The sequence below is a fragment of the Hymenobacter actinosclerus genome, from assembly GCF_900111515.1.
Lineage (GTDB): Bacteria > Bacteroidota > Bacteroidia > Cytophagales > Hymenobacteraceae > Hymenobacter > Hymenobacter actinosclerus.
In genome coordinates, this window is the sequence record NZ_FOHS01000003.1 from 240,018 (window position 1) to 253,441 (window position 13,424).

A 13,424-nucleotide genomic window follows, 5' to 3' on the forward strand; every position below is an offset into this window, starting at 1 on the left:
ATGGTCGTTCCAACGTGATAAGGTCCTTCACTCCGCTCAGGATGACAGACGGTTCTTGCCAGACCTCACCAACCCGCTACCACTTCAATTCCTGCTCCTCGTTGCCGCTGCGGAACAGGAAGCTTTCCTTTTGCTTGCCGGCGGTAAGGTTAACCAGGTTCATCTGGTCGGGGAAGATGGTCAGCAGCAGGCCCTGGCGGAGCGTAACGCTGGTGGCTGTGGCCGGCAGTGGGGCCGTGAAGAACAGCCAGTGCGAATCGGTTTCCTTTTGCAACCCCACCAGCGTGAGCGGCAGCGGCCGGCCGGGCTGGGCGCTGAGCTGCACCTCGCGCCGCAACAGATTCAGCAGCAGCGGGTCGAGTTGGGCGCGGGAAAGCCGGTCGATTACGTGGGGGGCGGGCTGACCCTGGGAAAGCGCGTTTTCCAGGTCGTCGGTGAAAACTTTGAGCGCTATTTCGAGCCGCTGCTTGTCGGGGTTGACGCGCACCTCCATCAGGCTGGCGTGGTAGGTATGGGCCCAGGCCGCAAGGCTGAGCAGCAGAAGCAGCGGCAGGATTCGGAGGAGTTTGGGCATATGGTTTCGGGAATAATTTCCCGCAGAGGCGCGCGGAGGGTATCGCGGAGATTGGCAGAGCCGTTCCGGAATGACCGCCGCGGGTTTCTGCGAGAAAGATACACGGCAAGAAAAAGCCGTGCCACCTAAACAGGGAGCACGGCTTTTTTTAATTCACGGCAACCAATTAGTGCCCGAAGGCTTTGATGAGCGGGTTGATGATGAGCGTGAAGGCCATCAGGCCCAGAATAATCAGCATGCCCACTTTCTGGGCGTTTTCCATAAAAGCGTCGGAGGGCTTACGGCCGGCCACCATCTCGTAGAGCAGGAACACCACGTGGCCGCCGTCGAGGGCCGGGATGGGCAGCAGGTTCATGAAGGCCAGCACCATCGAGAGCAGGCCCGTAAGGGTCCAGAACCGGAGCCAGTCCCATTTGCCCCCGTACTGCTGGGCAATTTCAATGGGCCCGCCCACCGATTTACGGAACGAGGCCTCGCCCCGGAAGATTTTACCGAAAGCCTTCATCTGGGTCGTGACGACGCCAAATGCCTGCTTGGTGCCCACCGGAATGGCTTCCAGCAGCCCGTAGTTGCGGGTTTCGAACTTGAGCAGCGACTTGGGCAGGAAGCCGATTTTGCCGTCCTCGTCCACCTTCACGTTCAGGCTCACGGGCTGGCCGGCCCGCTCCACGCGCACGGCCACCGGCTTGCCGGCCTGCTCCTTAAGCGCCTTCTGCAGCTCCGGGAAAAAGCGGATGCTTTGCTGGCCCACCGTCAGAATACGGTCCTGGGGCAGCAGGCCGGCTTTGGAAGCGGGGCTGCCGGCCACTACCTGGTCCACCACGAAGGGGTCGAGGGGCTGCACGAAGCGCTGTTCGCCCTCATCGGCCAAGCGGTCCATGAAGTTTTCGGGCACCGGCACATCCACCAGCTGGCCGGCGCGCTCCACGGTGTAGTAGGCGCTGGAGCCCAGGATCACATCGGGGCTGTACACGTCGCTGAAATCGTCGAAGGGCCGGCCGTTGATTTTCACGATTTTGTCGCCCTCACGGAAGCCCATTTCCTGGCCCAGCTCGCTCGGCACAATGCCATAGCGCACCTCCGAGGCCGGCAGGTAGCTCTGGCCATAGTTGAAGGTGAGCAGCGTGAAGATGACGATGCCGGTAATCACGTTCATGATGATGCCGCCCAGCATGACAATGAGGCGCTGCCAGGCCGGCTTCGAGCGGAACTCGTCGGGGGCGGGCTCGGCGGCCAGGCTGGCGGCGTCCTGGGTTTCATCGACCATGCCGTGGATGGCCACGTAGCCGCCCAGCGGAAACCAGCCCAGGCCGTATTCCGTCTCGCCGATTTTCTTTTTGAACAGGGCAAAGTTCATCACCCCCGGCAGCGGAAACAGGAAGTCGAAGAAGATGTAAAACTTATCGACTCGGATTTTAAAGTATTTGGCGGCCGCGAAGTGTCCGAACTCGTGCAGGCCCACCAGGAGCGAAAGGCCCAGCAGCAAGTTGCCGGCCATGATTAATCCTTCCAAAGGGGGTATTTATTAGGTGATGAGGTGAAAGGTGACAGGGAGCGGGGAGCAGATAAAGCAACGGTCATGCTTCATCTTGCGTCCGCGAAGCGGAGCGAAGTCGAAGCATCTCTACCGCTTCGTTGCGATGGTAAGCAGTCGGCAAGGTTAGCATTGCGGTAGAGATGCTTCGACTTCGGCTCCGCCTCCGCTCAGCATGACGTTCTTTTTTCCCTTACCAACGCGCCACCGCCCATCAAACAACGCGCCGCGGCCCCGGGTTCGCCGGATTCCGGTCAGCCTGTCAGGCGCGCACCGCGCCGAGCAGGTCGGCGGCTACGCGGCGCGTTTCCTGGTCGGTGGCCACGTAGTCGGCGAGGGTTGGAGCGGCAAGGTACGAAACCCGCGCGAGGCTGGTTTCTACCAGGTCCGACATCTGCAGGAAGCCGATTTCGTCGCGCAAAAAGGCGGCCACGGCTATTTCGTTGGCCGCGTTGAGGATGCAGGGCGCGTTGCCGCCCCGGCGCATGGCTTCGAAAGCCAGTCCCAGATTGCGGAAAGCGCTGGTGTCGGCGGCCTCGAACGTCAGCTGCGGGTAATCGAGAAAATTGAAGCGCGGGAATTCGTTGGATAGCCGTTGCGGGTAGCCCAGTGCGTACTGAATGGGCAGCTTCATGTCGGGCAGACCGAGCTGGGCCTTCAGCGAGCCATCCTCGAACTGCACCAACGAATGCACGATGCTCTGCGGATGCACGATGACTTCTACCTGCTCGTCGCGGAGTCCGAACAGCCACTTGGCCTCAATCACCTCCAGGCCCTTGTTCATGAGCGAGGCCGAGTCGATGGTGATTTTGGCACCCATGTCCCAGTTGGGGTGCTTGAGGGCCTGGGCGCGGGTTACCTGGGCCAGCTGCGCGCGGCTGCGACCCCGGAACGGCCCACCCGAGGCCGTGAGGATGATTTTCTCAATCGGGTTCTGCTCCTCCCCCACCAGGCACTGGAAAATAGCCGAATGCTCCGAATCGACGGGCAGCAGCTTCACGCCGTGTTCGCGCACCAGCTCGGTTATCAGCTGGCCGGCCACTACCAGCGTCTCCTTGTTGGCCAGGGCAATATCGTGGCCGGCCTTGATGGCGGCCACCGTGGGCAGCAGCCCGGCGTAGCCCACCATGGCCGTCAGCACCACGTCGGTTTCGAGGCGGCCGGCCACCTCGGTCAAAGCCGCCGCGCCGGCCAGCACCTCGGTTTCGGGCTGACTGGCCAGGGCCTCACGCACCTGGGCATAGCGGCTTTCATCACCAATAACCACGGCAGCGGGCCGGAACTCGCGGGCCTGGGCCACCAGCAGCTCGGCATTCGACTGGGCCGAGAGGGCCGACACGACAAAGCGGCCCGGCTGGGCGCGGAGCACGTCGAGGGCCTGGGTGCCGATGGAACCGGTGGAGCCGAGCAGGGCGACGCGCTTGGGGGGTTGGGGGGGCATGGGGCGGGATTGTTAGTGCTGTTGTTCCGGCGTTGCGCCTCACGGGGGCCTCGCGTGCGCCTCACCCCTAGCCCCCTCTCCGAAAAAGGAGAGGGGGAACTAGCACTAGTTTTCTAGTCTAGTCGGGGTTGCTTTAGTTTTAAAAGCTAGAAACTAGCCCCCCCCTCTTCGTTGAGGAGAGGGGGCTAGGGGTGAGGCGCACGCGAGGTGCCCGCGAGGCGCAACGCCGGAACAACAGCAAAACTACGGCTTCCGGCGGCTTATCGGCTTCGGCTTAACCCCCACGGCCCAAAAGCGCGTACTTTGGGCTTCCACCAGCCTTCTTCCCGCCGTGAGCACCTCCGCCGCCCCCGATACTGCCGCCTTCGACAAAGCCCGCACCGGCCTCTGGGCCAGCCTGCAAAAGCACCTGGCTTCCATCTACGCCGCCGAAACCGACTACCGCGCCGCCACCCGCTTCACCGACACGTTTCCGTTCTCCAACTCGGCCGCCACGCCCCAGCAGCTGCTCGACTACCAGCACCAGCGGGCGGTATTGCGCGACCTGTTCGTGGACGAAACCACCCAACTCGACACGCTGGTGAAAGCCATCCGCACCAAGGACTACGCCGAAACCGACAAGAAACAGCTACTGCTCCTGATTCTGGGCTACCTCGACCTGGCCGAAACCGTATTCGCCCTGCTCGACACCCAGCGCCCCAGCCAGCTCGAACCCGATGAGGAGCTGGACGAGGCCCGCGGCCGCTTCGAGCGCATCCGCAATTTCGTGCGCCTCAATATCCGGGGCGTAGCAGGGCTGCTAAAGGGAGTGTAGCCTTACCCCACCCCCGGCCCCTCCCCTCCGGGAGAGGGGTGACAGACGCGAGTTCAACGATTTGGTAGAACGCACCCCTCTCCCGGAGGGGAGGGGTCGGGGGTGGGGTGCTTCGTTCAACTAACAGCTAAAATCCGCACCGACTTCCCATTAAATACCACCGCTTCGCCCGCCCGCTTGCCGGCTAACGCCACCGCTACCGGCGCGGCGGCTGATACGGCGAAGTAGTCGGTGCCGTCGAGCGGGAGCTTGCCGGCGCTGATGCCGAGGTAGAACCAGCCCATCGAGGTGTGCACCAGCGCGCCGGGGCGCACGGCGTCACAGGGCAGGTCGGGGCTGATGCGCTGGATTTCGGCTAGCAACTGGCGGGCCTGCTGGAACTGGACCAGATTTCGGTCGCGCTCATTCTGGGCCATGGCGCGGCCGGTTTCGTACTTGTCGCCGGCGCTGCTCTTGGTTTCGGAGTTAGCCGACTCCTGGGCCGCATTGATGGCCGCCTGGATGGCGGCCAGCCGCTCGTGCACGTAGGCCAGGCACAGGGCGTGCAGGCGGGGTTTTATAGAGCTCATACTATAATTCAGGAAAGACGTAGCAAGCAGCAGCGCTAGGTAAAGGGGCTTTACAGGGTTGTTTTGAACTGTTTAAAGTTAGATTGACCGGGACTGATTACTATTGGAGGATATCATTTAAACTTTATTAATACAGACTATCGGAAAGCTGAATGCTGTCCGGCATCTTTACACCCTACTGCGAATTACCTTTTTTGGCTTTTGGCTATCTGCATGAAACAACATTATTTCTTCTTATTTCTACTGGCTGTTTCACTTGGCAGCTGCGGCAAGGACAGAGAAGACATTCCTTTGGTATTGGAAGGTGAGTATCGGGCGGACAACGTGCTACTTGCCGCCAACCCCATCATCATGTACACCCGTAACGGGCGGGTCGATAATCCAGCCGCAATCGACGGATTCATGAAACGCAACCAGTGGGCTGGCGTTACCGGATTTTCCCGCACTAACGTCGATATTTCCTCCGAAGCCACGTTTACTCTTGCTATTCGCGCTGATAACCGGGCAACGCTTGTTTCCCGCTACCAGACCAGCTATGATACCATCAAGGCGGAAATAACCAGCAAGGCGGTCAATCACTTTGTGTTGGCCAACGCAGATTCCCTTGGCCCCTTGTTGCTACCCAACGTTTCTAACACCTGCGTTCAGTTTATCCAGAAAGTTAAGCTCATTTATCCAGGCGAACAATGCAAACTCCTTTCACCAGCTACTGGCTACGGAAAGTCCTGTAAAATACGCCCTGTAAGAATAATAGGCGTCAAAGACCGAAAGCTGTTTATTCCGCAGTTCAGCTGGCTGTTTAAGAGTTCAGGCCCTAACTCCTGCGGCTATTCGCAACTAAACGAATGGAACTTCTTCAACACTGCCGCGCCAGCTCAATTGAGCAGCGGCGACACGCTGGTGATACAGGAGCGTCAGATACCACTACTAAAACAGTAATAGGCTGCACAGACCGTCAGCAATTGCGCTCCTTATATCGACTCCCAGTCCACGTCGGCTTATTCTTCCGGTAAAACCGAAACCCGCTTATTAAAGAGGAAGTCTCACCTTCAGCAGTAGTTTGCTTTCAGACTCTCAACCAAAAAAGCCGACCCCAACGGGCCGGCTTTTTACATGGTCGCGGAAATACGATAGTCGGTTTAGCGGTTGTCGGTTTTGGCAACGGGCAACGCTTTGCGAGGCAGTTTCTGGTCGCGCATGGCGGCCTGGTACACGAACGAGGCTACTACCACGGCGGCCTGCTTGAGGTCGTCGGCGGGCAGGCGCTCGTAGGTGTCCATGTTGGTGTGGTGGGTGCGAGTGCCGTAGTCGAGCGGGTCCTGGATGAACTGGAAGCCCGGCAGGCCCACCGCGTCGAAGGCCAGGTGGTCGGTGCCGCCGGTGTTGCGCAGCGTTACGGTGGTGGCGCCCATATCGGCGAAGGGCTTCAGCCAGTCGGCGAAAATGGGGGCGGCGGCCTCGTTACCCTGGGCATAAATGCCGCGGATTTTGCCGGCGCCGTTGTCGAGGTTGAAGTAGGCGGCCAGCTTCTCGTGGTCGGGCAGCAGCTGCATGGTGGCGGGGTCGGCGAAGTGGTTTTTCACGTAGTTGCGCGAGCCGAACAGGCCCTGCTCCTCCTCCCCCCACAGCGCGATGCGGATGGTGCGGCGCGGCTGCACGCCGGCCGCTTTCAGCAGGCGCATGGCCTCCATCATCACGGCCACGCCGGCCGCGTTGTCGGTGGCCCCGGTGGCGGCATGCCACGAGTCGATGTGGGCGCCAATCATGACGACTTCGTTTTTGAGCTTGCGATCGGTGCCGGCAATTTCGGCCACCACGTTGTAGCCTTTCAGGTCCTTGTCCTGGAAGCGGGTGCGGGTTTCCATCTCCACTTCCACCGGCAGGCCGGCGTCGGACAGGCGGATGAGGCGGAGCAGGTCCTCGGGGGCCATTTCTATTTCGGGCAGCACGGGCTTGGCATCCACGGCGTAGGGGGCACCGTTGGAGGTGAAAAACGTGCCGTCGGAGCCACCGCGGGTGCTGAGGATGGCGGCGGCTCCTTCGGCCTGCACCATGTCGAGCAGCTTGCCGCGCAGGGCGAACATAGCGCGGCGGTTTTTCAGCTGCTCATCGGCCTTGGGGTCGGCGGGCTTGGGCGCGGCGTTGGGGGCGGGCAGCTGGTAGTCGGCCATTTTCTGCAGCTCCTCGGCGGTGTAGCGCTTGGCATCGGGCTCGAAGGAGGGCGTGGGCGGGTTGGCCACGTCGAGCAGCACGATTTTGTCGCGCAGCTGGCCCTTGTACTTCTCCAAGTCGGCTTCGGAAGCGGCCTTCACCACCATCACCCGCTTTTTGAGCGCGCCATTGGTGCCGGGCGTCCAGGCCTTGGGGGCCCCGATGAGGGCGTGGTAGTAGGGGGCCGTCATGGCCAGGTACGATTTATCGATGTTCCAGCCGCGGCCAAACGTGCCCCAGGGCTCGATGTTGGCCTTGGTCAGGCCCCAGTCGGCGAGCTGCTTGCGGCTCCACTCGTTGGCACGGGCCAGGCCGTCGGATCCGGCCAGGCGCGGGCCGCTCACGTCGGTCAGGTAGAAGGCCGTTTCCATCACGCGGGAGCGGTTGAGGCCTTCATCTTTGATTTTGGCAAGCATGGCCGGGTCGGCCTTAGTGGCGCCGGATTGGGCCAGCGCGGGGGCGGAAACAGCCAGCGAGCCGGCCAGCAGCAGGAAACGGAAAGTGTGCAGCATAGAAAATAAGGAGAGGAGGAACAATCGGCCACGGAGCCAGCCCAAATACCCGCGAACCCGAATCGGGTTGCATCAGCAGGGGCTGATGGCTGCTGCATTCGGCCTTCAGCTCCGGCATTTCGTCACTTGAAACCGGGGGGCGTTTCCCGCCAACCCAACCCCGCCCCCGTTGCGCCCGTCTAACCGCATGCACTCCCAACCCCGCCCGCATGAGCCTCTGGCAGATTATTCAACGTCTTTTCCCGTACGTGCGGCCCTATCGCGGGCTGGTGCTGGGCACGCTGCTGCTCACGCTGGTCGGCTCGCTGGCGGCCCAGGTCAACCCCTTCGTACTGCGCTACACCGTCGATACGGTGCAGGGGCTGCTCAACCAGAACAAGGGCCTGGCCCAGGGCATGGATTTGCTGCTGCTGGTGAGCGGGCTGCTGCTGGGCAAGGAAATCATCTACACCTTCATTCAGTTCGGGCAGCGGTATTTCGGCGAGAAAATCCGCATCAGCGTGTCGGGTAGCCTTATGCACGAGGCGGTGCAGCGCGTGGTGGGCTACCAGCTGGGCTTCTACGCCGACACCGGCAACCAGACCGGCAAACTCCAGACCCGCATCGACCGGGGCGTGGAGAGCCTGATGAAGCTGGTGCAGAATTTCTTTATCGACATTCTGCCGCTGTTTGCCAACTCGGTGGTGGCGCTGGTGGTGATGTTTGCGGCCAACCTGTACGTGGGGCTGGTGGCCGTGGCGGTGCTGCCGGTGTACTTCTGGCTGAGCTTCCGGCAGGCCGACCGCCTCAACGGGACCCGCCGGGCGCTGCGGGGCCTGCGCGAGGCCCGCAGCCAGGGCCTGGTCAACCTCATCGATTCGGCCATCGTCATCAAAAGCTTCGTGCGCGAAGACTACGAGGCCACCAAGCAGAACCAGCTCCAGGACGAGCTCCAGGCCGCCCAGCTCCAGACCCGCCGCATCAGCTTCCGCTACGACGGCCTGAAAACCTTCACCGAGCAGATTGGCGTGGTGCTCATCATCGTGCTGACGGCCTACCTGGTGCTCGACGGGCAAATCAGCATCGGGGCCATCATGTTCCACATTCTGCTGTTCAACAACGTGTCGGCGCCCATCCGGCAGCTGCACCGCATTTACGACGAGATGAACGACGCCCTCACCTACTCCGAGGGCTTCTTCGACATCCTCGACGCCCAGAACGCCGTGGAGCCCACCGGCCCGCTACAACCGCCCCACCTGCACGGCACCTTCGACATCTGCAACGTCGATTTCACCTACCCCAGCGGCACCCAGGCCCTGCACGACGTGTGTCTGACCATCAAAGCCGGCAAAACCACCGCCCTGGTGGGCCTGAGCGGGGCCGGCAAGAGCACCATCATCAACCTGCTCTGCAAGTTCTACGCCCCCGACCGCGGCCAGATGCTACTCGACGGCCAGCCCCTGGCCGACTACGACACGCACGCATTGCGCCGGCAAATCGGGCTGGTGCTCCAGAAAAACCACATTTTCAAAGGCACCATCGAAGAAAACATCCGCTACGGCGTAATGGACGCCACCTTCGACCAAATCAGGCAGGCGGCTCGCCAGGCCTACCTGCACGAGCAGATTATGGAGCTACCCAAGGGTTACCAGAGCGACGCCCAGCAGCTCTCGGGCGGGCAGCAGCAGCGCATCGCCATTGCCCGGCTGTTTCTCAAAGACCCGCCCATCATCTTCCTCGACGAGCCCACCGCCTCGCTCGACGCCATTGCCACCGAGCAGATCAAGAACTCGCTCGACGCCATCAAGCAGGGCCGCACGGTGGTCATCATCTCCCACAGCCTCGCCCAGATTGTGGATGCCGACTGCATCTACGTGATGAAGCAGGGCCGCATGGTGGAGCACGGCACCCACGAGCAGCTCTACGACCAGCGCGGCACCTACCGCGAAATCTTCGACGCCTCGGCCCGCAGCCTCAACATCGAAAAGCTGGCCCGCGTGCTGGTCGATGACGGCGACGAGCTGGGCGACACTGCGGGGTAGCCGGGCAGTAACGCGAACTTTGTAGTTCGCGCCCCAGAACGACAGGCACCGAGCTGCAAACGACCAGTACAGGGCCTAGAAGAAATATAGGCGTAACCAGCGCGGGGCCGCGAACTACAAAGTTCGCGTTACTAGTCCAACGCTTCCGGCCAGTATGTGTAGGGCCATTGTTCCCAGCTTTCAACTAAGCAGGCTTTCACCGGGTTATTCACCACGTAGGCAACCACGCGCTGCATCTCTTCACCGCTGCGCACGATATGGTCGTAGGTTTCGCGCTGCCAGAACTGCCCGGTTCGGTTCAGCAGCTTATTGGCTTGCAGCGCCGTGTAGCCCTTGAGGCGTTGCAGCGTATCAGCCAGCAAAGGCGCATCTTCTGCCAAGGAAACAACAGCATGCACATGGTTAGGCATGATGCAGAAACAAATAAGGTGGTATGCTTTTCCATGAAAATGGCGTAGCGAAGCAGCTACCAATTCGGCCACAGCCGGCTCGCGCAGCCAAACGGGCCCGTGCGCCGCGCCGTCCAATAGCGCATCGAAGCGGCCGAAATAGCGGCGCTGCTGGGCGTAAGTCAGCTCGGCGCTATCTGCTTCGCTGCTCCGAAACTGATTCTGCAACCGGGCTACTACACTGCTGGGCAGAGAGTCCGCCAGACGGAAAGTCAAAAACAGATCGGCGCCGGGTGGCAGACGGTGCGGGAGGTTGCGCTCATAATGCAGCAGCTGTCTCATGCAGTTAAGATAAGACAGCAGCGTGAACTTTGTAAGCGCCGACGAACGACTGACATCGGGCTAATAGAGCGATAGTAGCGCGAACTTTGTAGTTCGCGGCCCCGAACGACCGACAAAGGGCAAAACCGAATTCATGCTACCTGCTACCCGGTCGTTCAGGGCCGCGAACTACAAAGTTCGCGCTACTACCGCTCTATTAGTTCACCATGACCCTCGACCTCACCGGCATTACCAGCAAAACCGCCATTCACCAGCTGTTCAAGGAGCAGCTGGGCTTTGAAGATTGGTATGGCCCGAGTTGGGACGCCTTCTGGGATTCTATCATCGCCATCGTGGAAATGCCGCTGGTACTCACGCTCACCAACTGGCAGGAATTCGCCCAACATTGCCCCCGCGACATGCAGATTCTGCGGCAGGTGATGCAGGACTACGCCGAGGAAATGGCCCTTAAGCGCATCGAGTTGGCTTAATAGTAATAGCCGGAGCAGTAGCGCCGGGCCAGCACTCTGCCTGACTCTTCGGACGTTTTGAACCGCAAAACAACGGCCTCCGGTTACCTGGGTGTTTGCGAATGATTTTGAGCGCCTATTTTGCCAATGCCGCAGATATCATATTTTAGCCCTCGGCCAGCTTTTGCTTAGGTCTTCAGCCATCCAGAAAATGCGCCATCGAACCTCGCGTACACTCTTTTTAGCCCGAATAATACTGGTGGCCCCTCTGGTGGCGGTGGCTGGCTGGGCTCAGGCCCAGACGACCGAGGAAGCCAGCGCCCTGTACCTGAGCGGCCAACTCGACCAGCTCATTGCGCAGGGCGAAACCTCGCTGCGGCAAAACGACGAGCAGCCGATTTTGCACCTGTTGGTCGGCCGCGCTTATGCCGACCAACACCGGTTTAATGAGGCGGTTCCGCATCTGGAGAAAAGCGGCCAGGTGCCGCCCGGCCCCGATGGCGTGCGCGCCTGGAGCCTGGGCTACCTGGGCCTGGCCTACTACTATACCAACCACCCCGATCAGGCCCGCACCGCCCTGGCAGTGTGCGTAGCCCTCAACAGCACCCCAAACGCTACCCGGTACGCGCAACGGCGGTTGCAGGCCTACCAACTCACTCCTTTTTTCGCCGAATGGAAAGTGGTGGAAACAGCCCACCTGCGGCTTCATTTCCAGTCGCCGGAACAGGTGCCGGCCCTGGCCCAGTATGCAGCCGACCGCGAGCGGGCCTACCAGAGTATTGAAGCTACCTTTCCGGTGCCCGCAGCCAAGAAACTCGACTTTTACGTCTGGAACAACACGGCCGATTCGAGGCCGGTTGTGCAGCGCAACCTGGGGTTTGCCGTGCCCGAATACCTGCTGGTGAATGCCCGCCAGAACCAGACCCGCGGCCACGAACTGGCCCATGTGCTGGTGCAGCACAGCCTGTCGCCCACGCACCGTAGCCAGCTCATCAACGAAGGTGTGGCAGTTTACCTGGACCAGACGGCCACCAACCGGATGCAGCGTGCCCGGCAACTCACGCGGGGCCGCACCGACGTCTGGCACCTCTGGGAACACCCCGAAGAAACCGACGAAGCAGTGCTCTACGCCGTGGGCGGGGCGCTGTTGGAGTACGTAGCCACCCACGTTCCGCCAGCCCAGTTCCGGGCCCTGCTGCAAGACCAACGGGCCGAAATGCACCGTTCCTGGCTTGCCCCGGTGGTGGCGGCTTTTGAGCACGAGCTGGCCCAACCCGAATAGCCCGCCCGGCAGCAGCCCATTTTACTTTCCGGCGGGCCGATTAGCGGCTCCGGCTGTTATAGCCCCTCCCGCCGCGGGTGCGGTGGGGCATCCCATCTGAATCTGAACCCCGGAAACATGAATAACGCCCTTGTAGTGGGTGCCAGCGGCATCATCGGCAGCAACCTGGCCCGCGAGCTGCTGGCCCATGACTGGCCCACCTACGGTCTGTCGCGCACGCCCCGCCCCGACGATGTGCCCGGCCTGCAGCCCGTCGCCGCCGATTTGCTCGACCCCGCCAGCCTGACCGCGGCTCTGGCCGGCCTCGCCCCCACCCACGTGTTCATTACCACCTGGATGCGCCAGGACACCGAGGCCGAAAACATCCGCGTCAATGCCCTGATGATTCGCAACCTGCTCGACGCGCTGGCCCCGCAACAATCGGTGCAGCACGTGGCGCTGGTTACCGGCCTCAAGCACTATTTGGGGCCGTTTGAGGCCTACGTGAACGGGGGCACGCCGCCACCCACGCCCCTGCGCGAGGAGCAGCCCCGCCTGCCGCTCGACAACTTTTACTACGCCCAGGAAGACGAGGTGTACGCCGCTGCCGCCCGCGACGGCTTCACCTGGAGCATCCACCGGCCCCACACCATCATCGGCAAGGCCGTGGGCAACCTCATGAACCTGGGCACCACACTGGCCGTGTACGCCAGCATCTGCCGCGAAACCGGCCGGCCCTTCCGCTGGCCCGGCTCGGAAGCCCAGTGGAATGGCCTCTCCGACGTAACCGACGCCCGCATTATCGCCCAACAATTGCGCTGGGCCGCCACTGCCGAAACTGCCCGCAACGAGGCCTTCAACATCGTGAATGGCGACGTGTTTCGCTGGAGCTGGCTCTGGCCCCGGCTGGCCGCCTGGTTCGGGGTGGAAGCTGTGGGGTTCGATGGCACCATTCACCCGCTGGAGGCCGAGATGAGCGCCGATGCCCCCGTGTGGCGCGATATGGCGGCCCGCTATCAGCTGGCCGAGGCCAACCTCAGCCGCCTGGCCTCGCCCTGGCACACCGACCTCGACCTGGGCCGCCCCATTGAGGTGATGACCGACATGAGCAAGAGCCGCCGCCACGGTTTCCTGGCCTACCAGACCACCGAGGACTCGTTCTTCGACCTGTTCGCCCAGCTCCGCACCGACCGCCTGATTCCGTAAGTGAAAGCTGAGAAGTGAGTACAGAGAAGTGAGCCGTGAGATATGGGGCAGTACCATGTATCACGGCTCACTTCTCTGTACTCACCTCGCACTTCTCACTA

Annotated in this window: 12 protein-coding genes; 6 read left to right on the forward strand and 6 right to left on the reverse strand. The window is 61.7% G+C overall.

The genetic code is table 11. The features are described 5' to 3' along the window. Window positions 1-76: 76 nt before the first annotated feature. From BMY67_RS12620 to BMY67_RS12630, 3 genes are all read right to left on the reverse strand, one after another. Entirely contained in the window at window positions 77-574 is a 498-nt protein-coding gene (locus BMY67_RS12620) for a DUF6702 family protein (RefSeq protein WP_092772105.1), read from the reverse strand. Window positions 575-740: 166 nt separating this feature from the next. Continuing rightward, a complete protein-coding gene (gene rseP, locus BMY67_RS12625) occupies window positions 741-2,087 on the reverse strand; it encodes an RIP metalloprotease RseP (RefSeq protein ID WP_092772107.1) in 1,347 nt (448 codons plus the stop codon). 283 nt (window positions 2,088-2,370) lie between these two features. Next, window positions 2,371-3,549: a 1-deoxy-D-xylulose-5-phosphate reductoisomerase gene (locus BMY67_RS12630; protein ID WP_092772109.1), complete on the reverse strand. Its 1,179-nt coding sequence runs from the start codon at window positions 3,547-3,549 to the stop codon at window positions 2,371-2,373. Window positions 3,550-3,880: 331 nt separating this feature from the next. Here BMY67_RS12630 and BMY67_RS12635 point away from each other — a divergent pair, with 331 nt between their 5' ends. Further along, complete coding sequence (locus BMY67_RS12635; RefSeq protein WP_092772111.1) at window positions 3,881-4,363, forward strand: hypothetical protein; 483 nt, start codon at window positions 3,881-3,883, stop codon at window positions 4,361-4,363. 116 nt (window positions 4,364-4,479) lie between these two features. Here BMY67_RS12635 and BMY67_RS12640 read toward each other — a convergent pair whose 3' ends face one another. Further along, on the reverse strand, window positions 4,480-4,932 hold the full coding sequence (locus BMY67_RS12640) for a 3-oxoacyl-ACP synthase (RefSeq protein WP_092772113.1): 453 nt from the start codon (window positions 4,930-4,932) through the stop codon (window positions 4,480-4,482). 213 nt (window positions 4,933-5,145) lie between these two features. Here BMY67_RS12640 and BMY67_RS12645 point away from each other — a divergent pair, with 213 nt between their 5' ends. Beyond that, window positions 5,146-5,871, forward strand: coding sequence for a hypothetical protein (locus tag BMY67_RS12645; RefSeq protein ID WP_092772115.1), 726 nt, complete (start codon window positions 5,146-5,148; stop codon window positions 5,869-5,871). A gap of 200 nt (window positions 5,872-6,071) precedes the next feature. Here BMY67_RS12645 and BMY67_RS12650 read toward each other — a convergent pair whose 3' ends face one another. Then, a complete protein-coding gene (locus tag BMY67_RS12650) occupies window positions 6,072-7,655 on the reverse strand; it encodes a M28 family metallopeptidase (RefSeq protein ID WP_092772117.1) in 1,584 nt (527 codons plus the stop codon). Window positions 7,656-7,864: 209 nt separating this feature from the next. On the opposite strand from BMY67_RS12650, the gene BMY67_RS12655 reads away from it, so the two are divergent. Further along, a complete protein-coding gene (locus tag BMY67_RS12655) occupies window positions 7,865-9,676 on the forward strand; it encodes an ABC transporter ATP-binding protein (RefSeq protein WP_092772119.1) in 1,812 nt (603 codons plus the stop codon). Window positions 9,677-9,807: 131 nt separating this feature from the next. Here the strand turns inward: BMY67_RS12655 and BMY67_RS12660 are convergent, their stop codons facing one another. Next, on the reverse strand, window positions 9,808-10,407 hold the full coding sequence (locus BMY67_RS12660; protein ID WP_092772121.1) for an REP-associated tyrosine transposase: 600 nt from the start codon (window positions 10,405-10,407) through the stop codon (window positions 9,808-9,810). A gap of 206 nt (window positions 10,408-10,613) precedes the next feature. Here BMY67_RS12660 and BMY67_RS12665 point away from each other — a divergent pair, with 206 nt between their 5' ends. From BMY67_RS12665 to BMY67_RS12675, 3 genes are all read left to right on the forward strand, one after another. Further along, the gene (locus BMY67_RS12665; RefSeq protein WP_092772123.1) at window positions 10,614-10,877 is read left to right on the forward strand and encodes a barstar family protein; all 264 of its coding nucleotides are present in this window, start codon (window positions 10,614-10,616) and stop codon (window positions 10,875-10,877) included. Window positions 10,878-11,067: 190 nt separating this feature from the next. Then, a complete protein-coding gene (locus BMY67_RS12670) occupies window positions 11,068-12,138 on the forward strand; it encodes a tetratricopeptide repeat protein (protein WP_143069816.1) in 1,071 nt (356 codons plus the stop codon). Window positions 12,139-12,255: 117 nt separating this feature from the next. Then, the gene (locus BMY67_RS12675; protein WP_092772126.1) at window positions 12,256-13,323 is read left to right on the forward strand and encodes an SDR family oxidoreductase; all 1,068 of its coding nucleotides are present in this window, start codon (window positions 12,256-12,258) and stop codon (window positions 13,321-13,323) included. Window positions 13,324-13,424 lie beyond the last annotated feature (101 nt).